At 55.0% G+C, this 25,367-nt stretch carries 28 protein-coding genes; 4 read left to right on the forward strand and 24 right to left on the reverse strand.

The window, feature by feature from the left end; all coding sequences use genetic code 11:
* Positions 1 to 24: 24 nt before the first annotated feature.
* Genes KNP64_RS04720 through rnz form a run of 6 tightly spaced genes read right to left on the reverse strand, consistent with a single transcriptional unit; the run spans position 25 to position 4,324 of the window.
* Entirely contained in the window at positions 25 to 570 is a 546-nt protein-coding gene (locus KNP64_RS04720) for a hypothetical protein (protein WP_214791919.1), read from the reverse strand.
* Entirely contained in the window at positions 543 to 1,505 is a 963-nt protein-coding gene (locus KNP64_RS04725; RefSeq protein ID WP_214791917.1) for an ATP-binding cassette domain-containing protein, read from the reverse strand. The genes KNP64_RS04720 and KNP64_RS04725 overlap by 28 nt, the downstream gene beginning before the upstream one ends.
* Positions 1,474 to 2,142, reverse strand: a complete 669-nt coding sequence (locus KNP64_RS04730) for a hypothetical protein (protein ID WP_138859297.1) — start codon at positions 2,140 to 2,142, stop codon at positions 1,474 to 1,476. The genes KNP64_RS04725 and KNP64_RS04730 overlap by 32 nt, the downstream gene beginning before the upstream one ends.
* Positions 2,120 to 2,530 carry a DUF4430 domain-containing protein gene (locus tag KNP64_RS04735; protein ID WP_138859296.1) on the reverse strand — a complete coding sequence of 137 codons (411 nt, stop codon included), beginning with the start codon at positions 2,528 to 2,530 and terminating at the stop codon, positions 2,120 to 2,122. Before KNP64_RS04735 ends, KNP64_RS04730 begins: the two co-directional genes overlap by 23 nt.
* On the reverse strand, positions 2,527 to 3,417 hold the full coding sequence (locus KNP64_RS04740) for a hypothetical protein (protein ID WP_138859295.1): 891 nt from the start codon (positions 3,415 to 3,417) through the stop codon (positions 2,527 to 2,529). The genes KNP64_RS04735 and KNP64_RS04740 overlap by 4 nt, the downstream gene beginning before the upstream one ends.
* Before the next feature lies 1 nt (position 3,418).
* Positions 3,419 to 4,324 (reverse strand): ribonuclease Z, encoded by a 906-nt coding sequence (rnz, locus tag KNP64_RS04745; protein ID WP_138859294.1) that lies wholly within the window; start codon positions 4,322 to 4,324, stop codon positions 3,419 to 3,421.
* Between the two features lie 75 nt (positions 4,325 to 4,399).
* Between rnz and KNP64_RS04750 the strand changes: the two genes are divergently transcribed.
* Positions 4,400 to 4,573 (forward strand): hypothetical protein, encoded by a 174-nt coding sequence (locus KNP64_RS04750; RefSeq protein ID WP_167491781.1) that lies wholly within the window; start codon positions 4,400 to 4,402, stop codon positions 4,571 to 4,573.
* Positions 4,574 to 4,617: 44 nt separating this feature from the next.
* Here KNP64_RS04750 and KNP64_RS04755 read toward each other — a convergent pair whose 3' ends face one another.
* Together KNP64_RS04755 and KNP64_RS04760 are read right to left on the reverse strand one after the other, a co-directional pair.
* The gene (locus KNP64_RS04755; RefSeq protein WP_214753147.1) at positions 4,618 to 5,748 is read right to left on the reverse strand and encodes a M20/M25/M40 family metallo-hydrolase; all 1,131 of its coding nucleotides are present in this window, start codon (positions 5,746 to 5,748) and stop codon (positions 4,618 to 4,620) included.
* A 179-nt stretch (positions 5,749 to 5,927) separates the two neighbouring features.
* Entirely contained in the window at positions 5,928 to 6,917 is a 990-nt protein-coding gene (locus KNP64_RS04760; protein WP_034777929.1) for an aromatic acid exporter family protein, read from the reverse strand.
* A 67-nt stretch (positions 6,918 to 6,984) separates the two neighbouring features.
* Here KNP64_RS04760 and KNP64_RS04765 point away from each other — a divergent pair, with 67 nt between their 5' ends.
* Positions 6,985 to 8,064 carry an N-acetylglucosaminidase gene (locus KNP64_RS04765; RefSeq protein WP_371815283.1) on the forward strand — a complete coding sequence of 360 codons (1,080 nt, stop codon included), beginning with the start codon at positions 6,985 to 6,987 and terminating at the stop codon, positions 8,062 to 8,064.
* A 93-nt stretch (positions 8,065 to 8,157) separates the two neighbouring features.
* Entirely contained in the window at positions 8,158 to 8,922 is a 765-nt protein-coding gene (fadH, locus tag KNP64_RS04770; protein ID WP_371815273.1) for a 2,4-dienoyl-CoA reductase, read from the forward strand.
* Between the two features lie 32 nt (positions 8,923 to 8,954).
* Here the strand turns inward: fadH and KNP64_RS04775 are convergent, their stop codons facing one another.
* From KNP64_RS04775 to KNP64_RS04810, 8 genes are all read right to left on the reverse strand, one after another.
* Positions 8,955 to 9,542, reverse strand: coding sequence for an HD domain-containing protein (locus tag KNP64_RS04775; protein ID WP_138859289.1), 588 nt, complete (start codon positions 9,540 to 9,542; stop codon positions 8,955 to 8,957).
* Positions 9,542 to 10,216 (reverse strand): metal-dependent hydrolase, encoded by a 675-nt coding sequence (locus KNP64_RS04780; protein ID WP_034777938.1) that lies wholly within the window; start codon positions 10,214 to 10,216, stop codon positions 9,542 to 9,544. Before KNP64_RS04780 ends, KNP64_RS04775 begins: the two co-directional genes overlap by 1 nt.
* A gap of 39 nt (positions 10,217 to 10,255) precedes the next feature.
* Positions 10,256 to 10,978 (reverse strand): amino acid ABC transporter ATP-binding protein, encoded by a 723-nt coding sequence (locus KNP64_RS04785; protein WP_138859288.1) that lies wholly within the window; start codon positions 10,976 to 10,978, stop codon positions 10,256 to 10,258.
* Positions 10,975 to 11,634 (reverse strand): amino acid ABC transporter permease, encoded by a 660-nt coding sequence (locus KNP64_RS04790; protein ID WP_138859287.1) that lies wholly within the window; start codon positions 11,632 to 11,634, stop codon positions 10,975 to 10,977. Before KNP64_RS04790 ends, KNP64_RS04785 begins: the two co-directional genes overlap by 4 nt.
* Positions 11,635 to 11,690: 56 nt before the next feature.
* Entirely contained in the window at positions 11,691 to 12,479 is a 789-nt protein-coding gene (locus KNP64_RS04795) for a transporter substrate-binding domain-containing protein (RefSeq protein ID WP_138860293.1), read from the reverse strand.
* Positions 12,480 to 12,663: 184 nt separating this feature from the next.
* Positions 12,664 to 13,005 (reverse strand): DUF952 domain-containing protein, encoded by a 342-nt coding sequence (locus tag KNP64_RS04800; RefSeq protein ID WP_138859286.1) that lies wholly within the window; start codon positions 13,003 to 13,005, stop codon positions 12,664 to 12,666.
* 55 nt (positions 13,006 to 13,060) lie between these two features.
* Positions 13,061 to 13,489, reverse strand: a complete 429-nt coding sequence (locus KNP64_RS04805; protein ID WP_034777946.1) for a BrxA/BrxB family bacilliredoxin — start codon at positions 13,487 to 13,489, stop codon at positions 13,061 to 13,063.
* Between the two features lie 34 nt (positions 13,490 to 13,523).
* Complete coding sequence (locus tag KNP64_RS04810; RefSeq protein WP_214791913.1) at positions 13,524 to 14,708, reverse strand: class I SAM-dependent methyltransferase; 1,185 nt, start codon at positions 14,706 to 14,708, stop codon at positions 13,524 to 13,526.
* 99 nt (positions 14,709 to 14,807) lie between these two features.
* Here KNP64_RS04810 and KNP64_RS04815 point away from each other — a divergent pair, with 99 nt between their 5' ends.
* Complete coding sequence (locus KNP64_RS04815) at positions 14,808 to 15,584, forward strand: sporulation protein (RefSeq protein WP_138859284.1); 777 nt, start codon at positions 14,808 to 14,810, stop codon at positions 15,582 to 15,584.
* A gap of 81 nt (positions 15,585 to 15,665) precedes the next feature.
* Here KNP64_RS04815 and KNP64_RS04820 read toward each other — a convergent pair whose 3' ends face one another.
* The 8 genes from KNP64_RS04820 to KNP64_RS04855 all read right to left on the reverse strand — a co-directional run bounded on the left by KNP64_RS04820 (position 15,666) and on the right by KNP64_RS04855 (position 25,306).
* Positions 15,666 to 17,009 carry a dihydrolipoamide acetyltransferase family protein gene (locus KNP64_RS04820; protein WP_214791911.1) on the reverse strand — a complete coding sequence of 448 codons (1,344 nt, stop codon included), beginning with the start codon at positions 17,007 to 17,009 and terminating at the stop codon, positions 15,666 to 15,668.
* Positions 17,010 to 17,020: 11 nt separating this feature from the next.
* Positions 17,021 to 17,998 carry an alpha-ketoacid dehydrogenase subunit beta gene (locus tag KNP64_RS04825; RefSeq protein WP_214791909.1) on the reverse strand — a complete coding sequence of 326 codons (978 nt, stop codon included), beginning with the start codon at positions 17,996 to 17,998 and terminating at the stop codon, positions 17,021 to 17,023.
* On the reverse strand, positions 17,998 to 18,996 hold the full coding sequence (locus KNP64_RS04830) for a thiamine pyrophosphate-dependent dehydrogenase E1 component subunit alpha (protein ID WP_138860292.1): 999 nt from the start codon (positions 18,994 to 18,996) through the stop codon (positions 17,998 to 18,000). Before KNP64_RS04830 ends, KNP64_RS04825 begins: the two co-directional genes overlap by 1 nt.
* A gap of 21 nt (positions 18,997 to 19,017) precedes the next feature.
* Entirely contained in the window at positions 19,018 to 20,427 is a 1,410-nt protein-coding gene (gene lpdA / locus KNP64_RS04835) for a dihydrolipoyl dehydrogenase (protein ID WP_214791907.1), read from the reverse strand.
* Positions 20,411 to 21,502: a butyrate kinase gene (buk, locus tag KNP64_RS04840; RefSeq protein ID WP_214791905.1), complete on the reverse strand. Its 1,092-nt coding sequence runs from the start codon at positions 21,500 to 21,502 to the stop codon at positions 20,411 to 20,413. Before buk ends, lpdA begins: the two co-directional genes overlap by 17 nt.
* A gap of 1 nt (position 21,503) precedes the next feature.
* Positions 21,504 to 22,625 (reverse strand): Glu/Leu/Phe/Val family dehydrogenase, encoded by a 1,122-nt coding sequence (locus KNP64_RS04845; RefSeq protein WP_138859279.1) that lies wholly within the window; start codon positions 22,623 to 22,625, stop codon positions 21,504 to 21,506.
* Between the two features lie 24 nt (positions 22,626 to 22,649).
* Positions 22,650 to 23,546: a phosphate butyryltransferase gene (gene yqiS, locus KNP64_RS04850; RefSeq protein ID WP_138859278.1), complete on the reverse strand. Its 897-nt coding sequence runs from the start codon at positions 23,544 to 23,546 to the stop codon at positions 22,650 to 22,652.
* A 122-nt stretch (positions 23,547 to 23,668) separates the two neighbouring features.
* On the reverse strand, positions 23,669 to 25,306 hold the full coding sequence (locus KNP64_RS04855; RefSeq protein WP_138859277.1) for a sigma 54-interacting transcriptional regulator: 1,638 nt from the start codon (positions 25,304 to 25,306) through the stop codon (positions 23,669 to 23,671).
* Positions 25,307 to 25,367 lie beyond the last annotated feature (61 nt).

Here is a 25,367-nt window from a genome sequence, read left to right on the forward strand (position 1 = left end):
CTCACTCGGTGTGATATCTACTTGTTACCCGTCTTCTCGTACAAATATGCGAACGAACAGATCGTGCAATAAGACGAGAAAGACGGCATTCCCGATGCCATGGGCCATATCGAACGGCAAACTGAGCACGAGCAATTTGACGAAGTCGATCCCGATTACCTCGGCGAAGGACAGGTTGGCCGTCCATCCGAATAAAAAGCCGGCCCCGAGACCGACGGCGGCAAGGAACAACCGGGAGCGACGAAGCAATGGCTTCAAGAACGAGACGACGACGACGACAAGGAGCCACCCTAAAAATTGAAACAAAACGAACGGGCCGACCCCGAGCAACAGACCTGATAAAATCGGAACGAACAATGCCAACATGGCCCCACTCGTGAATCCAAAATAAAGGGTCGTCAGCATGAGCAGCGCTGTCGAAGGTTGGACATTCGGGATGGCCACGAACAGCCAACGTCCGATGACCGCGAGAGCGAGAATTTGCGTCAAGACGGCAATCGGGGCGTCACTCCGTTCGAACCTCGACATGACCCCCGCTGCAATCAAGAGGATGAGGACATATGTGACCATAGCGCACTCCGTTTCATATAGTCGCTGCGATCCCCATCAAAGACGAGCATCCCGTTCGACAGGCAAATGATGCGGTCTGCCGCCTGAATCAGTTGCTCGTCATGGGTGGCACACATGATGTGCGCCGTCCCGGCTTTCTCGATTAACGCCCGTTCAAACTGAGAGCGCTCTTGCTCGGTCAAGCCCACGCTTGGCTCGTCCAACAAGAACAGAGATGCCTCAGAATCGAATATGGCTTGCAGTTGAGCGAGACGACGATTCGTCGCATGCGGGAACGGACCAAACTCTTGCTCGGCCGGTAAATAAACCGGCCGCTCGGTCCATTTGACCTTCCCATACAACGGACGCACGCTTTTGGCAATCAATTCGAGCAACGTCGACTTCCCGCTACCATTCGTACCGATACAGACGGTCAGACCCGGCCCCTTCATTTCGTAAGACACATGCTCGACCGCATAGGACGCCTGTAACGGGTGGCGATAGGACACGTCCGTGACGACAAGTTGAGGCTGATTCATGGTCGGATTGACGTGAAACGCGCCGGACGGACTATGTTCGCGCGCCCTATCCGTGTAAGCAATCCGAACGCCGAGCCCGGTCAGCCTGCTGAGCAACATCGTTAAATGCTCGACCCGAAACCGATCTAAATGTCGAAACGGCTCAATCAAGACGAGCGCCTCGGCTGAATCGGCGAGGGCGTGAGCGATGTGGACGAGTTGCCGTTCTCCACTTGAGCACTCATCGAATCGTTTATGAAATAGATGATCGATTTGAAGAATGGCAGCCAGTTCGGCTCCTCGCAGGGCGTCACTCCCAGAAATGAGCGATGAAACCTTCCCGGCAAGCGGGGTATCAAGGCGGATGACTCGCGCTCGTTCTTCCCTCACCCACTCATCGAATTCATCATGTCCGTCTGTCAAGGATAACCAACGCATCGCGCAACCCTCCTTTCGTCAAATATGGATACAGTAACCACACGACCGGCACTCCCATCGAGGCGATCGCCACGAAACCGAGCAAGACGAGGCATTGGACGGTGTCATGCCGTTCGAAACGTCGCATTCGATTCGTCACGTACACCGGTTCAAGGCGTTGACTGTCGATACCGACCACGATCGCCTCTTGCCACTCGCGCCTCGGATGGCTCGCAATGGATAATCGCACCGCCCGCTCCATCGACGGGACGAGGGCCCATCCCCCATAGAGCAACCGGGTCGAACGCGGCCATCTGTTCAAGAACGGAAGCAATCGTTCGAGTCGCATGAACCGGTTCACCCAGATCATACCGAACAAAAATGTGGCTAATGGAATCAATTGATTCGTGATGCCCATGAGAGAGACGTTCCACCCAAAAACAATCGGTGCAAACGAGATCAGCATGAACGCGGCCAAAACACCGAGCATCGCCAGCGGAAACCGTCGTTCGAGGAGCAACAGGCCGACAAGTCCAAGAAGGAACCAGACCGAGTCATTTAAATAAGTCAGGATGAACAGATGGGCCACTAAGAAGAAAAGGAGCGTGACCGGATGTCTGCGCTCCCAATCTGCCTTATTCGAAGAAAGAAATCGCATCTTCTTCGAAACGCCATTGAATAATATCGGTCGATTCGACTTCTTTGGCCCCAGCGCCTTCGTCGCCCGGGCTTCCATTAAAGGCGTAGACCCAGCCCGACGATTGACCGGCCGACTTCTCTTGAATGCCGTCGATCGCCGTCACGTACGTCATCTCCCCGCTACCGACCGATTCGATGTCGAGTTCAGTCGCTTCAAGGGCATCGAGCACTGTCGCCCCGTCCTCTAAACAGACGCTCTTCTCATGGAACAACGTCTCCTCGGTCGCAGCATCATAAACGGAAATCGTCGGTTCGACGTCACAGGCCGCATCTCCGTTCGTCGTTTCTTCCCCGCCGCATGCGGTCAAAAGTGGGACGAGTAAACTCATCAGGAGCAGTTTTTTCATTGGTCGGTCAAATCCTCTCGTTGATGGATAGAATAATTGTATAGAATCGTATATTTTTCACCAGTCGTCCGGCCTTCTTGACTGAGCCCAGACAATTGGATGCTGTTGGCGAGCACAGGTTCTCGTTGCAACCAGAACTTGACGAGCCTGCGATCACGATTGATCATGAGCATCGACTCGTTCTCGAACGTGTACATGTCGTACAGGCCGTCAAACGAGAACTGGAGAAGCGGCGCGTCGACTCGGTCCGCAAATTCAGACCAAGGCGTGTCGCGTACGGCATCGAGCATATGTTCAAAGTCGACGAGCTTCTCGAAAAACGCACTTCCCGAGTCCATGTTCAGTTCGTCGACTTGGCGATACGACAACTCACCGGACTCGTCATAGTTGATTCGAATCTGTTGAAACGAGTTCGAGCGCTCGACCATGAGCAAATATTCGAGCGAGCGGAGTTCCCCGTCCTCGGTGAACACCATCTTGCTTCGGTCGAGTTTAATCGAGTCACTATTGATGCGACGTAAGATATTGTCCGTCATCCGGTCAAATGTCTCGTCTTGAATCGACACCGCCCCGATTTGTTGCGACTCGGCCCGGAACTCAGATTGATCAAACAACGGGACGAACAACAAGACGATGAAGAAAAAGAAGCCGACGAGCGCACCGTACCATTTATAGCGGCTATTTCGTTTCGGAAAAAACAAGAATGACATGAGAAAACCGATGGGGATATGGAACCCGCCAATCGGGAACGACACGATTCCGAGCAAAGAGAAAAATAAAAATTTAAAGAAAAAGTTCGGTTCGGGTTCTTTCAGTTGATTCAAGCGTAAACCTAGCAACGTACTGATGACAAAAAATCCAAGCCATACGTATAGTTGTACTGTCACGTTAATCCCCCACTGTAAACTCGAAGAAGTCGCTGGCGACAAAACTGTCTTTGAAGACGGCTCGGACTTCGTCTAAAAATTCATCATCCCGACCTTGATAGCGGGCCGAGATATGGGTGACAATCAAGCGTCCGGCTTGAACCGTCTTCGCGAGCGTCGCCGCCTCGACCGTCGTCGAGTGACCATATTGACGGGCGAGCTTTGCCTCTTCGTCCATGAACGTCGCCTCGTGGACGAGCACATCGACGCCTTCGGCGAGGACGACCGCGTTCGGACAAGGAATCGTATCCCCCAGAATCGCCACGATTGGTCCACGGACCGCGTCAGTGACGTATTCTTTAGAGAGATAGGTTTCTCCTTCAAACTCGAACGTCTCCTCTTGCTTGATCGTCCGATAGATCGGTCCGCTCGGAATCCCGAGCGCCTTCACTTTATCGACGAGAAGCGCACCGGGCTTTTCGGGTGCCTCGATCCGGAATCCGTACGACGGAAAACGATGGTCCAATCGTTTGACCGTGACGAGATGACCGTCCTGTTCGAACGTATCGCCGTCCTCATATTCGACGATCGACAAGTCATAACCGAGATACGACCCAGTCACTTTCATCGTCAACTCGAGCCACTTCTTGATGCCTTTCGGTCCGTAAAGCGTGAGCGGGCTTGACCCATCGAGCGCTGAACGCGTCGACAAGAAACCGGGCAGGCCGAACACGTGGTCACCGTGGAGGTGGGTCACCCAGACGGCCGAGACTTTACGCGGTTTGACTTTCGTATGAAGCATTTGGTGCTGGGTCGCTTCACCGCAATCGATGAGCCACGTCTGTTTCGAAAGCGTGAGCGCCAGACCGGAAACGTTCCGTTGTTTCGAGGGCATGCCGGAGCCAGTTCCTAAAAATTGTAACTTCATAAATAATTTTGTCCTTTCTTCTAGTGCATTCCATGCTATACTGTAGGCAATCGTTGATAAAGGATGTGATCCGTGATGAATAAAGTTGAACATTCCGACTCGATCTATGAACTGATCCGGGAACGGGCGACTTCAATGAATCGCAAACACCAACAAGAACTAGGCACCTCAATCCACATTCACGACATAGCGATGGAACTTCACTGTTCAGACGAACTCGTCTTGGAATCATTGGAATTCGCCGCATAATCACTCGAACACATAGGAAGAGCCGACATCGCGTCGGCTCTTTTTCACTTCGTTTTCGGTGTCGCGACGTGCTCGACAATTTGAACGACATATTCAACCAACTTGTATAGCTCGACGAGCGGCATGCGCTCGTTCGTCGTATGAATCTCTTCATAACCGACAGCGAGGTTAACGGTCGGAATCCCGCCCCCAGCGATGACGTTCGCATCTGACCCTCCACCTGAATGTAAGATTCGTGTCGGGCGTCCGATGGCCGCTGCCGCCGCTTTCGCGACTTCGACGACTTCGTCGCCTTCTTCGAACTTGAAGCCCGGGTACATGATGTCGATGTCGACTTCGGCTCGGCCACCATGTGCCGCTGCCGCCTCGACGTAAGCTTGTTTCATCGACTCGGCTTGGGCTTCCATCTTCTCGTGGATGAGCGAGCGCGCTTCGGCGAGCACCTCGACGTAATCGCAGACGATGTTCGTGGCACGTCCGCCTTCGAACCGTCCGATATTCGCTGTCGTCTCGTCATCGATTCGTCCAAGCTTCATCTTCGCGATCGCTTTCGCCGCGATTTGAATGGCCGAGACCCCTTTCTCAGGCGCGACACCGGCATGCGCCGTCTTACCGTAAATTCTAGCGTTCACTTTCGCTTGTGTCGGGGCAGCGACGATGATATCGCCGACCGGGCCGTCCGAGTCGAGCGCGAAACCGAACTTCGCATCAATTTTCGACAAGTCGAGTACTTTCGCCCCGACGAGACCTGACTCTTCGCCGACCGTGATGACGAATTGGATTTGACCGTGCGGAATCGCTTGTTCCGTCAAAACACGGACCAGCTCAATCATCGCCGTCAAACCAGTTTTATCATCAGCGCCGAGGATGGTCGTCCCATCCGTCACGACGTAGCCATCTTGAATACTCGTCTTGATCGCTTTACCTGGTGTGACCGTATCCATATGCGCCGTGAAATAAATCGGGTCGACGCCTTGTTTCGTAGCAGGTAGCGTGATGATGAGGTTGTTACCTGAATGAGCCGTTTTCGTCGATGCGTCGTCCTCGTAGACGTCACATCCGAGCTCAGTGAAGACCGCCTTTAAATGCTCACAGATGACTGCCTCTTCTTTCGTCTCCGAATCGATGCCGACCAACTGTAAAAATGTGTCAAGCACCCGTTTCTCGTTTACCATGAAAACATCCCTCCATCCAAACATTTCTAGGTTATTATAACAAACTCGTGCCGTTTGCACGAACCTTTTCCATTCTGTACAATGAGGACAAACACATTTGGAGGAACGTCATGAGTAAGAAACAGAAAAAGCGACAACGCATCATTCAAATCGGTGTCGTCGTCATCGTATCCATCTTTTTATTGAGCACGTTTTTGTCGGGGATGGCCATGTTCCTGTAACAATAGGATATAGCGCTCTTTCAAAATCAAGTAGCTCTTCACATCAGACAAAATATTGAGCAACGATGAACGTACCTCAAATTCCTCACGTGACGTGGGGAGGGGTACGTTTTTTCGATAATGCTCAATCGTCTCCTCGAGCTCCCGCAAGAACGTCGAGGCGTCGGCTTGTTGGTTGACGTTGTCGCCGACGAGTCGAAGGAACGTCGCGACCGGTTTGGCTTCATTGACGACGAGTGTGATTTCCCGTGAGTTCTCAGCGATGCGTTTCAAGATGTCATATTGCCGCTCCCGCATTCGGAAGTACAAGTAATCCATGTCCTCGTTCCGCTTCCCGATCGAATTCCCCATCCGGCGGAGCGCAAGATCTTTTCCTTGCTTCAAATAATCGCGTGTCTTCAACAGCATCATCGAATGGTCGTTATAGACGCCGGTCTCGACACATGCGGCCACATCATAAAAATGTACGGCGAGCGCCCGGTCGATATTGTCCTTGATGCGTTCGATCTCTTTATCGAGCGTCGGCATATACATGTTGACGACGAGCCCGACCCCGACCCCGATGGCGATCAACAACAACTCGTTCACGAACAAATCGAGTGAGAACTGTCCTTCCGTATACAGATGGGTCAGGATGACGACACTTGTGATCATGCCATCTTGCAGTTTGAGCTGTTGTACGAGCGGGATGAACATGACAAAATAAAGTGTGAGCGTCGCTGGCGAATAGCCGAGCAAGGTGAACATCAACGCACCCATGCCGATGGCAATCAAGCTGGCCATGACCCGTTCATAGGAGGCCCGAAACGACTTTTTCCGCGTCTCCTGAATACTGAGGATGGCGATGATGGCCGCGAAGACGTAATAGTCGAGATGAATCGTCTCCGAGATGAGCATGGCAATCCCGGCGGCTGCCGCCGTCTTGAGCGTACGTGATCCGATTTTCATAATAGCTCCTCCTCTCTCACAAAATTGTTCACTAGTTTCTTCCGTTTGGCAATCCATATGTTTGGAAGTGATCGTATTGAAAAGAAAGAAACGCGGCGTGATCCCGACGATTCTCACGCTCGCTCTCGCCATATCCGGTTTCCTTTGGCTCCAAGATCGTCCGATCGGGTCGTATACCGTTCAGACCTATGACAACGGGGACGTCTCGACCCGGGCGTTCGAGTCGCTCGATGAGGCGCGCGCCTACATGGAACGCGGGGGCAATCGCGCCCTACTCGATGCGTCGGGAGACGTCATCGATTTCACAGGTACTGGAATCGCGGTCACCCCGACCGACCGAATCACAAACCTATATCAGGACGCCGAGTTTAAGAAACGGCAGTCCTATGTCGCCGGTGGAACACGTCTCCGTCTCATGCAAACGGGCGACAAGCATTTGTTGGTAAATATCTCTGGGGCCGATGTCTACGTGAAGCCGGCCGACATGACGCTTTATCCGGACGCCGTCGTCGAGCGGCGCGGCTTCTATCAGATACAGGACGGACAAGTGTTCCATACCGTCGAGGCGAACGGCAATTTGGCCGGGACGTTTCTCGTCGGACCGGCGCCGCAACAGTCGTCCGACCGATATTACACGGAGGACGTACGCGACGTGTTCGATTCGCCCTACCAATTCGCTTCAATCGCGTCGAAGGCACCGTATTCGGCTCGCGAGCTCGACGCATTCCTCGAATCACTCGACGATAGCCCGCTCGCTGGGAAAGGCGACGCCTTCAAGGACGCCGAGGCCGAATTCGGCATCAACGCCTTGTTCCTCATGGCTGTAGCCGGACACGAGTCCGGTTTCGGTACGTCTGCCATCGCCCGTGAAAAAAATAACTTGTTCGGCTTCCAAGCGACCGACAACGATCCGAGCGGAAATGCGGCCTCTTATCCATCCGTCGAGGCGAGCATCGATGCGGCGGCTCGTTTATTCGCCGAGAAGTACGTGACCGGAGATTACGACCGCGGTCCGTTTCCGGGCAATAAACAAGAAGGCGTCAACGTCTTTTACGCCTCGGACCCATATTGGGGCGAGAAAGTCGCCGGGACGATGTATCGCATCGATCGTGAACTCGGATTAACCTATTTCAAACAGCTAAAATGACGGCCACGGCGGCCGTCATTTTTTTTGCAGGAATCCCCCCTTCGCTGAGCGAATACCTAAATGAACGACCATTCATTCCAAAGGGGGATTTGTATGAAAACGATTTGGATCACAGGTGGCTCATCGGGGATGGGCAAGGCGATGGCGCTAAAATTCAAAACCGAGGGTTGGAACGTCGCCATCAGCGGCCGCAACGAAGAGCGGCTACAAGAAGCGATGGGCGAACTGGAGGCCATCGGGGCCGGAGCAGCGATGGCCGTGCAACACGATGTGCGTGACTACGAGGCGTGTTCACAAGCACTCGATCAAATCAGCCAACGGTTCGGACCGGTGCATGCGCTCGTCAATAACGCAGCCGGCAACTTCGTCTGTCCGACGCTCGACTTGACGCCGAACGGCTGGACGAGCGTCATCGACATCGTCTTGAACGGGACGTTCAATTGTACCCACGTCCTCGGCAAACATTGGGAACGGGAGCAACTGCGGGACGGCTCCATCATCAACATGGTCGCCTCCTACGCCTGGCAAGCGGGCGCCGGTGTCGCCCCGAGCGCCGCCGCCAAGGCCGGGGTGCTCAATTTGACGCGGACGCTCGCCGTCGAATGGGGGTATCAGTTCGGGGCACGCGTGAACGCGATCAGCCCGGGCCCAATCGAGCGGACCGGTGGTGCCGACAAACTCGCCGTCCACGTCATAGAAGTCGAGCGCATCCGTCGTAACGTGCCGCTCGGACGGTTCGGCACACCCGAAGAGATTGCCGACCTCACCTATTGGATGGCGTCGGACGAGATGCGCTATTTGAACGGAGAATGTATCTCGCTCGACGGCGGCCATTGGCTCAATAAACATCCGTTCTAACCTAAAACGGCCGAGGAGATTCCTCGGCCGTTTCATATGTCTTGTCCCGTCCATTCCGCTTCGAACCTGTCCAAAAATGAGACCATGAATGCGTGGCGTTCCCGAGCAATCTGTCGTGCCCGTTCCGTATGCATCCCATCCGCGAGCCGGAGCAACTTATCATCGAAGTGGGCGACCGCACTTGTCGCATCGTTCGGGTCATATAAAGCCGTTCCGCGTGACCCCGCGAATTGGAACGTGCGGGCGATGCCGATCGCCCCAATCGCGTCGAGTCGATCCGCATCTTGCAGGATGGCACTTTCCAACGTCGATGGACTTCTATGTTTCGAGAACGATGTCTCGCCGATGATCGTCAGGACGTGCGCCCGTCGATTCGGGTCGAGCGCTAACGTGTCCAAGTGACGCGCGACGAGCCCCGCCTCGCGACCGAGCTTCTCATCCTCGACGTCGTGCAAGAGCGCCGCGAGCGTCAAGGCGAGACCATCGACCACCTCGCCTTCCGCGAGATGCATCGCCAAACGGCGGACGCGGTCGAGATGAGTCATGTCATGCCCGGTATGGTCTCCGGCATGGAGCTTTGTCACGTACCGTTCGGTCTCGAGCACCGCTGGATGACTCATCAAATCTCGATCGTCGTGTTCGGCTCGATCAAGAGGCCGCGTTGATGCAATTGATCGCAGAAAGCCTGTGCGTCTTGTTTGATGGGTGGGAACGTGTCGAAGTGAATCGGTACGACCCGTTTCGCTTGGAGCCAGTGCGCCGCATCGAGTGCGTCGACCGGTCCCATCGTGAAGTTGTCACCGATCGGGAGGAACGCGACGTCGATATCGAACCGCTCCCCGTACAGTTTCATGTCCGAGAACAGGGCCGTGTCCCCGGCGTGATACACCGTGAGCGCCTCTGTCTCGATGATGAACCCGCCCGGCATACCCATGTAGATCGGGACGTCCCCCATATCAAGACTCGAGCTATGGAAAGCCTGCGTCATCGTGACGCGACCGAACGAAAACGAATGGCCGCCCCCGATGTTCATCCCGTGGACCGAATAGCCTTTTTTCTCATAATATGTCGCCAGTTCGTGCGTCGCGACGATTGTCGCGCCCGTCTGTTTCGCGATCAGTTCCACGTCTTCGATATGGTCGAAATGAGCGTGGGTGAGCAGGATATAGTCTGCTTTGACGCTCGCCGGGTCGACGTCCGTATGCGGGTTGCTCGTCAAGAACGGGTCGATCAAGACGGATGTCCCGTCGATATCGAGTTGTACGGTCGCATGGCCATAGTAGGTGATCTTCATAGAAATCCTCCCTTTCTGTTATCAGATGGAATCTTTCACTTATAATACTTTTTCTAAGAAGCGTTTTGCGCGGTCGGTCTGCGGGTTGAGGAGCAGGTCGGCCGGTTTGCCTTCCTCCATCAAGATACCTTCGTCGAGAAAGAGGACGCGGTCCGCCACTTCGCGGGCAAAGCCCATCTCGTGCGTGACGACGACCATCGTCATCCCTGAATCGGCGAGTCCTTTCATGACGTCGAGCACTTCGTTGACCATCTCTGGGTCGAGCGCCGACGTCGGCTCATCGAACAACATGACGTTCGGCTCCATGGCGAGCGCCCGGGCGATCGCGACCCGTTGCTTCTGTCCACCCGACAGTTGGCTCGGGTAAGCGTCAATCTTCTCCGATAATCCGACGCGTTCGAGGAGCTTTTTAGCTCGTTCGATCGCTTCGGCCTTGCTCACTTTCAAGACGTTGATCGGCGCGTACGTCAAATTGTCGAGCACGCTCATATGCGGGAACAAGTTGAACTGTTGGAACACCATGCCGATGTTTTGACGAGCCTTCGAGACGTTCGCCCCTTTTTTCGTGAGCTCATAGCCGGCGACGCTGACCGTGCCGGACGTCGGCACTTCAAGCATGTTCAAGCAACGGAGGAACGTCGATTTCCCGGAACCGGACGGACCGATGACGGCGACGACTTCCCCTTTCTCAATCGATGTCGTAATGCCTTTGAGGACCTCGAGGTCACCAAATTGTTTGTATAAATCCTTTACTTGTATCATCTGCCATCACTCTTTCTAAGCCGTTTTTCTAGACGTTGACCAAGATACGTCAACACCATCACTATTGTAAAGTATATCACACCGGCAAACAGGAGCGGTTCAAAGTAGATCGCCTTTTGCCCACCGACGATTTGCGCCCGACGCATGATGTCGAGCACACCGACCGTCGAGACGAGCGCCGATTCTTTCGTGAGCGTGATCATCTCGTTGACGAGGGCCGGCAAGATGTTTTTGAACGCCTGCGGCAAGATGATTGACCGCAGTTGTTTGACGTACGGGACGCCGAGGGCATCCGACGCTTCCCACTGGCCTTTATCGACCGCTTGAATCCCGGCCCGAATGATTTCCGAGATATACGCCGCCGAGTTGAGTGAGAAGGCGATGACGGCCGACTGATACGGCGTCGTGATATAACCGGTCAATTGCGGTAACCCGAAGTGGATGATCGCGAGTTGCAAGATGAGCGGTGTCCCGCGGAACACGGCCGTGTAGGCGTGCCCGATGAAGTTGATGAGACGGTTTGGGACGATCTTGAATGTGGCGACGACGACCCCGAGCGTGATCCCGAGCAAGGCTGAGACGAGCACGACTTGAAACATGACCGGGATCCCTTCGAGAATATACGGGATAGAATCATAAATCCGACTAAAATCCATTGTGAGTTCCTCCTAAAAAAGGCTGACTGATATTTTCAGTCAGCCTTCTTCAATCTTTATTCAGCTGGTGCTGCTTCTTGTTCGAACCATTTTTGTGCCAACTTCTCGATTTCTCCTGAATCAATCATCTTGTTCAATTCTTCATTGAATTGATCGCGGAGCTCATCGTCCTTACGGAAGGCGGCGGCAGAACCGGCCTCTTCCTCGTCGACGATTTCAAACGTTGAAAGTTCGCTGTCTTGGTCGAGGTATTTCTTCGCGACCGTATCCTCGATGACCATTGCATCGATGCGACCAGTCTTGATTTCCTGGATGATCTCCGGGATCTTGTTCAAGGCGACAATTTCAGCGCCCGGGATTTGTTCTTTAGCGATTCCTTCTTGAATCGAACCAAGTTGGACCCCGACTTGTTTCCCGTCTAAATCTTCAAGCGACTGGATGGCATCCCCTTTTGACAAGATCAAGTTCTTCGCCGTGAAGTAGATGTCTGAGAAATCAGCGTTCTCTTTTCGTTCTTCTGTCGGTGTCATACCTGCCATGACGAAATCGACACGGCCAGCGTTCAGCGCCCCGAGTAGGCTACCGAAATCCATGTCTTCAATTTTCAATTCATAGCCCATGTTCTCGGCCACTTGCTTGGCGATGTCGATATCGAAACCGACGATCTCGTCGCCGTTCGCCGTATCGACGAACTCATATGGGAAGTAGTCCGCACTCGTCCCCATGACGATGACTTTATCCTTCTCATCGGTCGACGTCGAACCTCCTTCGTTCACGTCTGCCCCACAAGCTACCGTGAAAGCGGCAAGACTTGCGATACATAATGCTAGAAAACCTTTTTTCATATTCATCGTCCCTTTCTTCATATAGGATGAAATTATCAGAACTTTAAAAAAATTATGACATATATGTGAATAGTGCTCAACTGTTCTTCAACTCATCATATGTCCGACTTGTTCTTCAACCACTATATACACATAATTATTACTTGTAAAGTATATTCATGCATAAAATATAAAAAAAATACGGTCACATTCGCTCGTAAGCAAAATAAGTGACCGTACCGTTGTCGCGAGAGCCGTAGGGCTGCACCCGTTTGACCGACGCGATCGGGATGGCGCTATACACGTGGGGATAGCGTTCCCCGTCCTCGTCAAACTCGTAGTGGAGCAGGCCGCCGAGACGTCCGACATGGAACGAGACGAGCACGACTCGCTCCCCATGATAATGTCGACGCACGAATTTGCCGATCTGTTGCGGGGTGCAACAACGAATATAACCTTCCGTCTGGAGGGTCGGCTCGTTGATCTCGCCGCGCGACAAAGCAATCGTATATTCGGCCTCGCTCATGATTTTGACGACTGGTTCCATCTCATCGATCCCTTCTTAAGGAAAAGCGCAAAGGCAATGCCTCTGCGCTCACTTCTTAGGCGTAGTAAATATCGAACAACGTCTGTAACTGCTCGACGAGCTCTTCGGCCGTCGATGACTCGATCGTGCTCCGTTCGACCATCGTGACGATATTGCCGTCTTCTAACAGCGCGATCGATGGTGACGACGGGGCGTAACCTTCGAAGTATTCACGGGCCCGGTCCGTCGCTTCACGGTCTTGACCCGCGAACACAGTCACGAACTGGTCCGGTTTGACGCCTTCCATCTTGTTCACATACGCTGCTGCCGGACGAGCGATGCCACCAGCACAGCCACATACCGAGTTGACGAGCACGAGCGTTTTGCCTTCTTTTGTTAACGCCGCGTCGACTTCTTCCGGTGTCGTGAGTTCTGTGTACCCTGCAGCGCGTACCTCATTGCGAGCTTGTTCGACTACATCTTGAAAGTATAATTGAAAATCCATATTGTTTCCCCTTTCGACTTGCGTCTGTTCTTTCTTATTTTACGTCTAGTGGATCGGTTAGGACAAGTCTATCGCTCAATTGTCCTTCGAGGAACGGTGTCGCGTTCAACAGCGTCTTGAAGGCCACATAGCGGGCCCGCGCTTCAGCGGTCGCTTCCCGGTTCGTGAGATACGCCCGAATCAGGATGTTTTTCGGCGTGTGCTCCATATCGATGAACTCGAGCAGTTGCGCCTCATAGCCGACGAGTCCAAGTAATTCGGCCCGAATCGAATCGGTGGCGAGCGCCGCGAACCGTTCTTTGACGAGTCCATGCTGCAGCATGACGTCGAGGCTCGGCGCCTCGAGTTGACGATTCAATTCTTTTTGACAACAAGGGACGCTCAAGATGACTTTAGCTCCCCAGCGAACGGCCCGGGCGAGCGCCATGTCCGTCGCGACGTCACAGGCATGAAGCGTGACGACCATATCGACCGCCGTCTCGCCTTCGAACTCGTTGATGTCCCCGACGAGAAACTCGAGGCGCTCATAGCCGAGGTCACGGGCAATCCCGGCACATTCTTCGATGACTTCCTTCTTCAAATCGAGCCCGGTGATATGGACGTCATAGCCTTTCATTTCATGCAAGAAGTGATAGAGGGCGAACGTCAAATATGACTTCCCTGAGCCGAAATCGAGAATCCGGACGGTCCGGTCGGTCGGTAAATGTTTGATTGAGTCTTCGATAAACTCGAGGAAGCGGTTGATTTGTTTGAACTTGTCGTATTTTTGACGCTTCACTTTTCCGTCCTCGGACTGGACGCCGAGGCGGATGAGGAACGGTACCGGTTCATCGAGCGGTAACAAATACTGCTTCTCGCGGTTATGGTTCAGCTTCACTTGTTTCACGGCCGTCTCACGTTCTTTGAACGTCACTTTGAACTTTTTAGACAGTTGAAAGTGGACCTCGGACGCCGTCAACTGGAACTGACCTTGGCGGAACGTCTCGAGCAATTCATCGAGCTCGATGACCGCCTCGTCCGGTGTGAGATTTTTATGTTTCATCACCCGTTCAAATTGGTATTCGAACTGTATCTGGTACTCGCCTTTCAACAGGACCGGCTTCAATTTGACCCGGCGCAAATCGTTCGACTTTTGACGCGGTTGGCTGATTGTCGCCGTCACGAGCTCGTTCTGGCGAATCACATCAGCGAGTCGCTGTTTTAACTCTGTATATTCCACTGCGTTCATCCTTTTTTCAATAGTTTCGAAACTTTTGTTCACGTGTATTCGTACATACTATTACACGAACACGTGCAAACGTCAAAGGAGGATTATTGTATGTTCAAAAAGTTATTATCATCGATTGGGATCGGTGCCGCGACGGTCGATACACGGCTCGCGGAGAACGCCTGTGTGCCAGGCGGGACGCTCGATGGTGTCGTCCATATCAAGGGCGGCAGCACCGAGCAATCGGTCGACCGGATTTACATCTTCTTCAACACGCTCTATAAGCATGAGGTGAACGACAAGACAACGTACTCGACGTTCACGATTGAGAAGATTTTGTTGAACGAAGCGCCGTTCATGATTGGTCCCGACGAAGTGAAAGAAATCCCGTTCACGATCGACGTGCCGTTCAACACGCCGATTTCGGTCAGCCAATCGAAATCGTGGATTGAGACCGGTCTCGATATCGCCCAGGCCGTCGACCCGAAAGACGAGGACTCGATTCTCGTCAAACCGAACCACGCTCAACAGGTCGTCCTCGACGTGCTCGACGACATCGGCTTCCGCTTGAAGAAGGCTGATACGGAGATGCTCCCGGCCCGCCATCGTTCCGGCCGTCTCCCGATTGCCCAAGAACTCGAATATTCACCGAACGGAACGAGCTATGGACGCAAACTCGATGAGCTCGAAGTCGTCATGCTCCAAACGGAGTCGTCTCTAGACTTATTGATTCAAGTCGACAAGAGCGTCCATAATCTCGGCAGCCTGTTCGCCGACTTGACGGGGACCGACGAGTCGACGCACCGACTCAGCTATACGAACACCGAGCTCGCCTCGCCCGAACGGATTCGCCGCGATCTCGAGGCATTGATTGAACGTTCCATCTGAACCATGTTGCCACGGAAAATTCCGTGGCTTTTTTATTTTCCATATGAAAAATCCTGCCCTCGATCGAAGGCAGGACGTGAATCAATAGAGCGTATACGTGTCTGGATCGATCGATTCGAGCGACTGCTTGATCGCCTGCAAGAATTGACCGGCGACGAGACCGTCGAGGACACGGTGGTCGACCGACATACACAAGTTGACCATATCACGCGCTGCGAACATCCCATTCACCCAAACGGGACGTTTCACGATCGACTCGACCGACAGGATGGCCGCTTGCGGATAGTTCAAGATCGGCGCCGATTGAATCGAACCGAACGCACCCGTATTGTTGATCGTGAACGTGCCACCGCGCATCTCGTCCGCTTTCAAACGGTTGCCGCGGGCACGGGCCGCCACGTCTTGAAGGGCGACAGCGAGCCCTTTGATGTTCTTCTCGTCCGCATGTTTGATGACCGGGACGTAGAGGGCGTCGTTCGCTGCGACGGCGACCGACAGATGGATATCTTGATGGACTTTGATGTGATCGCCCGCCCATTCCGAGTTCATCATCGGATGTTTTTTCAACGCCTCGATCGCCGCCTTCATAAAGAACGGCATGAATGTCAGTTTGACACCTTCGCGCTTGAAGAACTCGTCTTTCAACTTGGCCCGCGCTGAGACGAGGTTCGTCACATCGACCTCGATCATGAGCCACGCATGCGGGGCCTCATGTTTCGAGCGGACCATGTTGTTGGCGATCGCTTGACGGACACCGGCCGTCGGAATCAACTCGACGCGGTCCGTTGAGACGTCAGCAGAAGTCGTAGCAGCTGGCGTTACAGCCGGGGCAGCTGGCGTTACAGCCGGGGCAGCAACTGTTTCAGGCACTTCGAGCTTCACTTGGGTCATCGTCTCTTGGACTGGCGTCTGCGTCGCCGCTTCCGGTTTGACCGGACGACCTTCTGACAAGTAGCGGAGGACATCTTTGCGCGTGATGCGACCACCGAGGCCGCTGCCGTCGAGCTCGTTCAAGTCGATCGCATTCTCATTGGCGAGTCGGATGACCGCCGGCGAGAAACGTCCATTATTCTGTTTTCGCGGGGCGGCCGACGCGGCAGTGACCGCTTGCTTCGTCTCGACCGGGGCCGATTCGACTTGTGCCGGTTCTGCTTTCGGTTCTGCTTTTGCCGGTGTAGACTCGGCACCTTCGACTTCCATGATGAGGACTGGCGTGCCGACGGCGACCGTGTCCCCTTCACTGATTAACATTTCTTTCACGACGCCGGCACTCGTCGCCGGGATCTCAGCCGTCACTTTATCGGTCATGACCTCGGCGAGCGGCTCATACTCCTCGACGCGGTCACCTGGTTTGACGAGAAACGTCGTGATCGTCCCCTCGGTGACACTTTCCCCGAGCTGTGGCATTTTAATTGTCTGTTCCATATGACCCCTCCTTAAAAGGCGGCGAGCTGACGTGCCCGCTCCGCGATTTTTTCAGGGGAGACGATGAAGAATTTCTCCATCGGTGGTGCATACGGCATCGACGGAACGTCCGGTCCCGCCAGACGTTCGATCGGCGCATCGAGTTCAAATAGTGCTTTCTCAGCGATGATGGCCGCGACTTCCCCGATGATGCTGCCTTCTTTATTGTCCTCGGTGACGAGGAGCACTTTCCCGGTTTTCTTGACGGATTCGACGATGGCGTCTTGGTCGAGCGGATAAATTGTGCGCAAATCGAGGATGTGCGTGCTGACCCCTTCGGCTTCAAGCGTCTTCGCCGCTTCCTGGGCCATGTGGACGCACAGACCGTACGTGATGATCGTGATATCGCCACCTTCCCGCTTGACGGCGGCCTTGCCGATCTCGACCGTATACTCTTCGGTCGGGAGTTCCGACTTCAATAGACGATACGCCCGTTTGTGCTCAAAGAAGAGAACCGGGTCATTCGAACGAATGGCTGCCTTAAGCAACCCTTTCGCATCGACCGGATCGGACGGGATGACGACCTTGAGTCCAGGCGTCGAGTTGAACATCGCCTCGACCGATTGAGAGTGATAGAGCGCACCATGGATTCCACCGCCGAACGGTGCACGGATGACCATCGGGCACGTCCAATCGTTATTTGAACGATAGCGGATTTTCGCCGCTTCCGAGACGATTTGGTTGACCGCCGGCATGATGAAGTCGGCGAATTGCATTTCGGCAATCGGACGCATGCCATACATGGCCGCTCCGATTCCGACACCTGCGATTGCGCTCTCGGCGAGTGGCGCATCGATGACGCGGTCCTCGCCGTACTTCTCAATCAAGCCTTGGGTCGCGCGGAACACACCGCCTCGGACGCCGACATCTTCCCCGAGCACGAAGACGTTCTCATCGCGTTCCATCTCTTCATGAATCGCTTCATTGATCGCTTCAATAAACGTTTTCATCACATTTCCTCCTCGTACACATGGTCCATCGTCGATTCAGGAGACGCATAGGGTGCCTTGTCGGCGTACGCAGTCGCCTCATTGACTTCACGATCGACGTTTGCCTCGATCTCTGCGAGTTCTTCCTCGGTCATGACGCCATCCTCAATCAAACGCTTCCGGAACAATTGATTCCCGTCGCGATTTTTAAGGTCAGCCAACTCTTCGAACGAGCGGTACGCTTTGTCATCGTCATCCGACGAGTGCGGTACGAGACGTTCGACTTCGGCTTCGATGAGCGTCGGGCCTTCGCCGCGAAGAGCGCGGTCGCGGGCTTCTTTCACGGCGACATAGACGGCAATCGGATCTGTCCCATCGACCGTGACGCCCGGCATCCCGTAACCTTTGGCGCGGTCCGATACACGCTCACAAGCGAGCTGCTTCGAGAGCGGTACCGAGATGGCATATTTGTTGTTCTCACAGAACAAGATGACCGGTAGCTTGTGGACACCGGCGAAGTTTGCACCTTCGTGGAAGTCGCCTTGGTTCGATGAGCCTTCTCCAAACGATACGAATGTGACGAGCTCTTCATTTTTCAGTTTGGCGGCGAGCGCTACACCGACCGCATGCGGTACTTGCGTCGTCACCGGAGACGAACCCGTCACAATGCGGTGCTGTTTTGAACCGAAATGCCCTGGCATCTGACGACCGCCCGAGTTCGGGTCTTCCGCCTTGGCGAACGCCGACAACATCAAGTCGCGAGCCGTCTGTCCGAAGTGGAGGACAACGGCGACATCGCGGTAATACGGGAGAATATAGTCCGTCCCTTTCTCAAGCGCGAACGCTGCCCCGACTTGGGCCGCCTCTTGTCCTTGACACGAGACGACGAACGGGATTTTTCCGGCACGGTTCAATTTCCACATGCGCTCATCGATTTTACGGGCGCGGACCATCGTCTCGTACATCGCACCGAGGTCTTGTTTCGTCAATCCTAGTTCCTCATATGAATTCACAGTCATCTGTTCCATTCTGTTTCCTCCTTAGGCGTGAATCGGTAATCCGTCAACGGCCAGTGCCGCTTCTTGGAACGCTTCGCTCAGCGCCGGGTGAGGATGGACGAGTTGGCCCATTTCCCATGCCGTGGCGTTCAAGACGAGAGCGAGTCCGCCTTCTGTGATCAGTTCTGTCGCTTTTGGCCCGACGATATGCACACCGAGCAGGTCGTCGGTCGACTTGTCGGACACGAGCTTGACGAATCCGTCCGCCGGTCCTTCGATGCGGGCCTTGCCGAGGCCGTTGAAACGATACGTGCCCGTCTTCACTTCATGACCGGCCGCTTTGGCCGCTTCCTCGGTCATGCCGACCGATGCGACTTCCGGCACCCCGTAGACGCAACGCGGGATCAACGCATAATCGAGCGGAGTCGGCTCGTGACCGAGAATCGTCTCGACCGCCTTGACACCTTCCGCTGAGGCGACATGGGCGAGCTGGAGCTTGCCGATGCAGTCCCCGATGGCGAAGATGTGACGTTCTTTCGTCCGATACTGCTCATCGACTTGGATGACACCGTTCTCGACGACAATCGATGTGTTCTGTAACCCGAGATGTTCCGTATTGGCGACCCGTCCGACCGAGACGAGCACACACTCGACCGAGATCGTCTCTTCGCCGACCGCGAGCGAGACGGCATCGGTTGCTACTTCTGTACGCTCCGGATCGACAGTGACGTTCTTCAACACACGGACGCCCCGTTTTTTCAGGAGTCGTTCGACTTCCCGTGACACCGCCTTGTCTTCGAGCGGCAACAGTCGCTCTCCGACTTCGATCAAGGTGACGTCAACGTCGAGGTCGATGAGCATCGAGGCCCATTCGACACCGATGACCCCACCGCCAACGATGGCGATCGATGCCGGCATCTGTTCGAATTGGAGCAGGTCGTCCGAGTTTAAAATCCGTGTATGGTCAAACGGCAGACCAGGCAGTTCGCGCGGAATCGACCCCGTCGCGATGATGAGCTGGTTCGGCAAGATGAGCTCAGACTCGCCCGAGCTGTCCTCGACCGCGACCGTTCCCGGCTGCGGCGAGAAGATGCTCGGCCCTAAAATCGAGGCCTTGCCGCGGAATACCTCGATCTTGCCTTGTTTCATCAAGTGCTCGATGCCTTTCTCAAGCCCTGCGACCAAATCGCGTTTGAACGACTGGGCGCGTTCCATGTTGAACGTGACCGTTCCCGTCTCGACGCCGTAGGCGCTCCCATGTTTCGCCGTCTGATAGACGTGGGCCGCTTTCAACAACGCCTTCGTCGGGATGCAGCCTTTATGTAGACATGTCCCGCCGAGTTTCTCGGCCTCCACGATTGCGACAGTTTTACCGGCTTGGGCCGCCTTGATGGCCGCGACATATCCGCCAGGACCGCCGCCGATGACGACGATCTCAAATTCTCGTGCCATGTGTATCCCCCTCATATTCTCGAACTGCTTCTTCTTGTCGGATGGCCCGGAGTGCGCCTTCGGCGAGTGCCTTCAACTCATCTTCACCAGGATAGATGTGGACCGGCGCCAAATAGCCGACGCGCGCACTGACTTGCTCGGTCAGCCAAGTCGAATAGGCGATGCCGCCCGTCAACAGAATCGCGTCGACGTCACCAAATAAGGTGGCGCCATGTTTGGCGATCTCTTGGGCGACCCGGTACGCCATCGTCTCGTAAAGGAGTGCGGCTTGCTCATCACCGTCTGCCATCCGCTGTTCGATCTCGATCGCGTCGAACGTCCCGAGGTGGGCAAACAAACCACCGCGTCCGACGATTTTTTGTTTCATTTCCGACTCTTTATACCTGGTACTATAACATAGTTCTACTACCTGTCCAACAGGAATCGAACCGGCTCGTTCCGGCGCGAGCGGTCCGTCGCCATCGAGTCCGTTGTTCACATCGATGACCGTCCCTTTGGCATGGGCGCCGACCGTGATGCCGCCTCCGAGGTGAGCGATGATTAGGTTGAGTTCTTTGTAATCGCTTCCATTTTCGGCGGCAAAACGCTTCGCGACCGCTTTTTGGTTCAAGGCGTGGAAGATGCTGCGTCGGTTGATTTCAGGCATTCCCGTTGGTCGCGCGAGCGGTCCGAGCTCGTCGACGACTACTGGGTCAACGATAAAATTCGGTACTTGAAATAACTCACCGAGCTTGTGGGCGAGCAAACCGCCCAAGTTCGAGGCGTGCATGCCGAAACGTCCGCTCGCCAAGTCTTCCTGCATGAGCGGATTGACGGCGTACGTCCCCGACGTCATCGGGGCAAGCAAGCCACCGCGACCGACGATCGCGGACAAGTCCTCGCCCGCGATGCCCGTCTCGGCCAACAAGGCTCGTACTTCCCGTTCCCGATGCGAAAGTTGCTTCGGAATTGACAATCCTGTGACGTCGGCCCCATGACGGACGGTCCGAGACATGATCTCGACCGCTCCGTCAAACAAGCCGACCTTCGTCGAAGTCGAACCAGGGTTGATGGCAAGAATGAGCTGTCTTGTCATTTTAGCGACCACCTAACAGACTCTTTTCGACTTTCAAGAACTGGCTGCGTGAACGTGCCATCATCTGAATGCGCTCTTCAGCCATCTTCTCGGCCGCGACGTGGGTCGGTACCCCGTCCCGTTCGGCAATCTCGAAGACGCGCTGCATGTTGTCGTAAATGAGCTCGACTTTCTTCATCGCCCGCTCGCGGTTATAGCCTTCGAGCTCGTCGGCCACGTTGATGACACCGCCCGCGTTGATGACGAAGTCTGGGGCGTAAAGGATACCGCGCTCCTCGAGCACGTCCCCGTGACGATCCTCAGCGAGCTGGTTGTTCGCCGCTCCGGCGACGATTTGGGCTTTGAGCATCGGAATCGTCTTATCATTGATGACCGCACCGAGCGCACACGGGGCGAAGATGTCACAATCGACCGCATAAATCTCGTCCGGCTTGACGACCGTCGCGCCGAAGTCCGTCTCGGCCCGTTTGAGCGCCTCTTCGTTGATGTCGGTGACGACCAAGTGTGCCCCTTCTTCATGTAAGTGGCGGCACAAGTTATAGGCGACGTTCCCGACCCCTTGGACGGCGACCGTCTTGCCGGCGAGCGAATCCGAACCGAACTTCCATTTCGCTGCCGCCTTCATGCCGCGATACACGCCATACGCCGTCACCGGTGATGGGTTGCCGCTCGATCCGAACGCCGGGCTGACACCGGTCACGTAATCCGTTTCCATGTGGATGAAGTCCATATCGGCGACCGACGTATTGACGTCCTCGGCCGTGATGTAGCGCCCGCTGAGCGATTGCACGTAACGACCGAATGCACGGAACAACGCCTCTGATTTGTCCGTCTTCGCATTGCCGATGATGACGGCCTTCCCGCCACCAAGGTTGAGTCCCGCCGCCGCGTTCTTATACGTCATCCCTTTGGCGAGACGGAGAACGTCCGTGAGCGCCTCTTCTTCTGAAGCGTAGTTCCACATCCGCAGCCCCCCGAGAGCCGGTCCGAGCGTCGTATCATGAATCGCGATAATCGCCTTCAATCCCGATGCCTGATCTTGACAGAAGACGATTTGCTCATAGTCTTCAGCATGTAAGACGTCGAAAATACGAAAGCGTGGTTCCATGTTAGTTTCCATCATTGATGATTCCTCCATATGCGTAGTTTATTTTTTGGCGTGCAGTAATGCGAACGCGAGTGAGTACAGCTTGGCCTCGGCCGTATCGGCCCGACTCGTCAAGACGACCGGGGCGGCCGCGCCGACGACGATGGCCGCCACACTTGCTCCGGCAAAGTACATCATCGACTTATAAAGGACGTTGCCGACCTCTATGTATGGGACGAGCAATAGGTCGGCTTGTCCGGCGACGTCGCTGGCGATGCCTTTCTGTTTGGCCGCGACCATGTCGACGGCGTTATCGAGCGCGAGCGGCCCGTCGACGATACAACCTTTGATTTGTCCGCGCCGGTTCATCTGACTGAGCAGTGCGGCGTCCAGTGTCGCCGTCATCTGCGGATTGACGACTTCGACCGCCGCGATGGCGGCCACTTTCGGCGACGCGTAACCGATGTCATGCATCGCCGCCACGGCGTTATGAATGATGTCGACTTTTTCATCGAGTGTCGGCGCGATATGGATCGCCGCGTCGGTCACCCCGATCAGCCGGTCCCGATTCGGGATTTGGAACAGGGCGATATGGCTGAGCGTCCGGTTCGTCCTCAGCCCCGTCTCCCGGCTGAGCACGGCTTTCATGAACGTCGACGTCGCGACCATTCCTTTCATGAGCACATCGGCTTCCCCCGTTTTGACGGCGAGTGTGGCCCGTTTGGCAATCTCTTTGTCGCCTTTGACGTGGATGATGTCGACCGCGTCCTCGTCGATGCCGTGATCATCACACAATCGTTTAATCTCTCGGGCCTCCCCGATCAGTTTGAACCGAGACAATCCGTGATCGGTCGCGAGCTTGACGGCGCGGATGACTTCTACGTCGGCCGCCCCGGCGATCGAGACGGTGCGCCCGTTCAGTTGTTTCGCTTGTTCGAGCATCCGTTCAAAATTCATGCGTGTCCCCCCTTGCCTGTCTTCACTTACTATCATGCAAGATTGTTTCCATTTTTGAAAGCGCTTTAATCAGTTGCACATTACGCACATTATTGCATGGTATGAAAAAAAGTGCAGGTAATTTATTGCAGACGTTCAAGTTTATTATACAGCGTTCGGATCGAGATGTGTAATCGACGAGCCGCTTCCGACTTGTTGCCGTCCGCTTCCTCGATCGCCCGTTCAATCAAATCTCGTTCGTAACGTGCGACGGCGTCTTGCAAGGAAAGCGCGTCGGTCGGTCGTGTCGACGGGACACGGGCTGAGAGTTGAAGATGGTGCGGGGCGATCCACTGTTCGCTGCTCGCCATATAGATCATCGCCCGGCCGAGCACGTTCTCGAGTTCACGGACGTTGCCTTTCCAGTATTGGCTCTTCAGCAGTTCGGTCGCCTCACGGTTCACACCGCGCACACTGCGGCCGTACTCTTGATTCAATTTACGGACGATGCGCTCACAGAGCGGCTCGACTTCTTCAAGCCGGTCCCGGAGCGGCGGGATATGAATCGGCATCCGATTGATCCGATAGTACAAGTCTTCACGGAACGTGCCGTCCGCCACTTTCTGTTCGAGGTCGGCGTTCGTCGCCGCGATGATGCGGACGTCGACCGGAATCGCATTCGTGCCCCCGACCCGGACGATCTCATGTTCCTGCAGGACACGGAGGAGTTTGACTTGGACGTCGACCGGCAGTTCGCCAATTTCGTCTAAGAAGAGTGAGCCGCCATCGGCCTCTTCGAAATAGCCGACCTTCCCACCACGTTTCGCCCCACTGAAGGCACCGTCCTCATAACCGAACAACTCACTCTCGAGGAGCGTCGGGGAGATGGCCGCGCAATTGACGCGGACGAACTTTTTATATTTCCGCGGAGACTCTCCGTGGATCGCATGGGCGAACAACTCCTTACCTGTTCCCGACTCCCCGCGAATGAGGACGGTGACCGGCGTGACCGCGGCGAGGCGGGCCTGTTCGATGACGAAGCGCATCGCGTCGCTTGACGCGATGATGTCGGCAAACTGGTATTTCGCCTCAAGGTTGCGGATACGCGTCTTCGCTTCTTGCAGCTCGTCACGGAGCGCCCGGATTTGAGACACGTCCCGGATCACACCGACCGACCCGCGCAGTTTCCCTTCGACGATAATCGGTTCGGCATTGACGAGAATGTCGCGCCGCGTCGCCCCGATTTGCATCCGGATATCGCGGACTCCTTGCCCGGTCGACAGCACTTTCAAGTGAACGCTCTCCTGCATGCCGATGTCGGCCGTCGCCGGCTTATCGACGACGTCTTCTTTCTTGAATCCCGTCAGTCGCGTATAGGACGGGTTGATTAAAATCGTATTCCCGTTGTGGTCGGCGACCGAGATCGCCTCGCTCGTACAGTCGATGATCGCCTCGAGCATCTGTTGGTTTTGCTTCAGCCGTTCGACGACGATACGGATGAACTCCCCGGGCAAGACGACCGCGTCCGCAAAATGTTCTTTCAACTCATCAAACGTCTCAGAGCGTCCGGTCGTCTCGATCACGAAATCGAGACGTGTTGCAGCACATACCCGCCAATCCCCCGCCGTCATAATCCCGTGGTTGCGCGCGAGCTGCACGCCTTCGGCCATCGCTTCCGGGTCGATGACGGCGACGACGGTGACGAGCGGCGAGTCGAGCAACATCTTCAACACCTCGGTCCCGCCTTTCCCCGCACCGACAATCATCAATCGTTTATTCATTCTAATATCCCCCATTTTACCGTTCTGCATCCATGCTACTGAACCTGAACTGATTTCGCAA

Source organism: Exiguobacterium sp. s64, assembly GCF_018618035.1.
GTDB classification, from domain to species: Bacteria; Bacillota; Bacilli; order Exiguobacteriales; family Exiguobacteriaceae; genus Exiguobacterium; species Exiguobacterium mexicanum_A.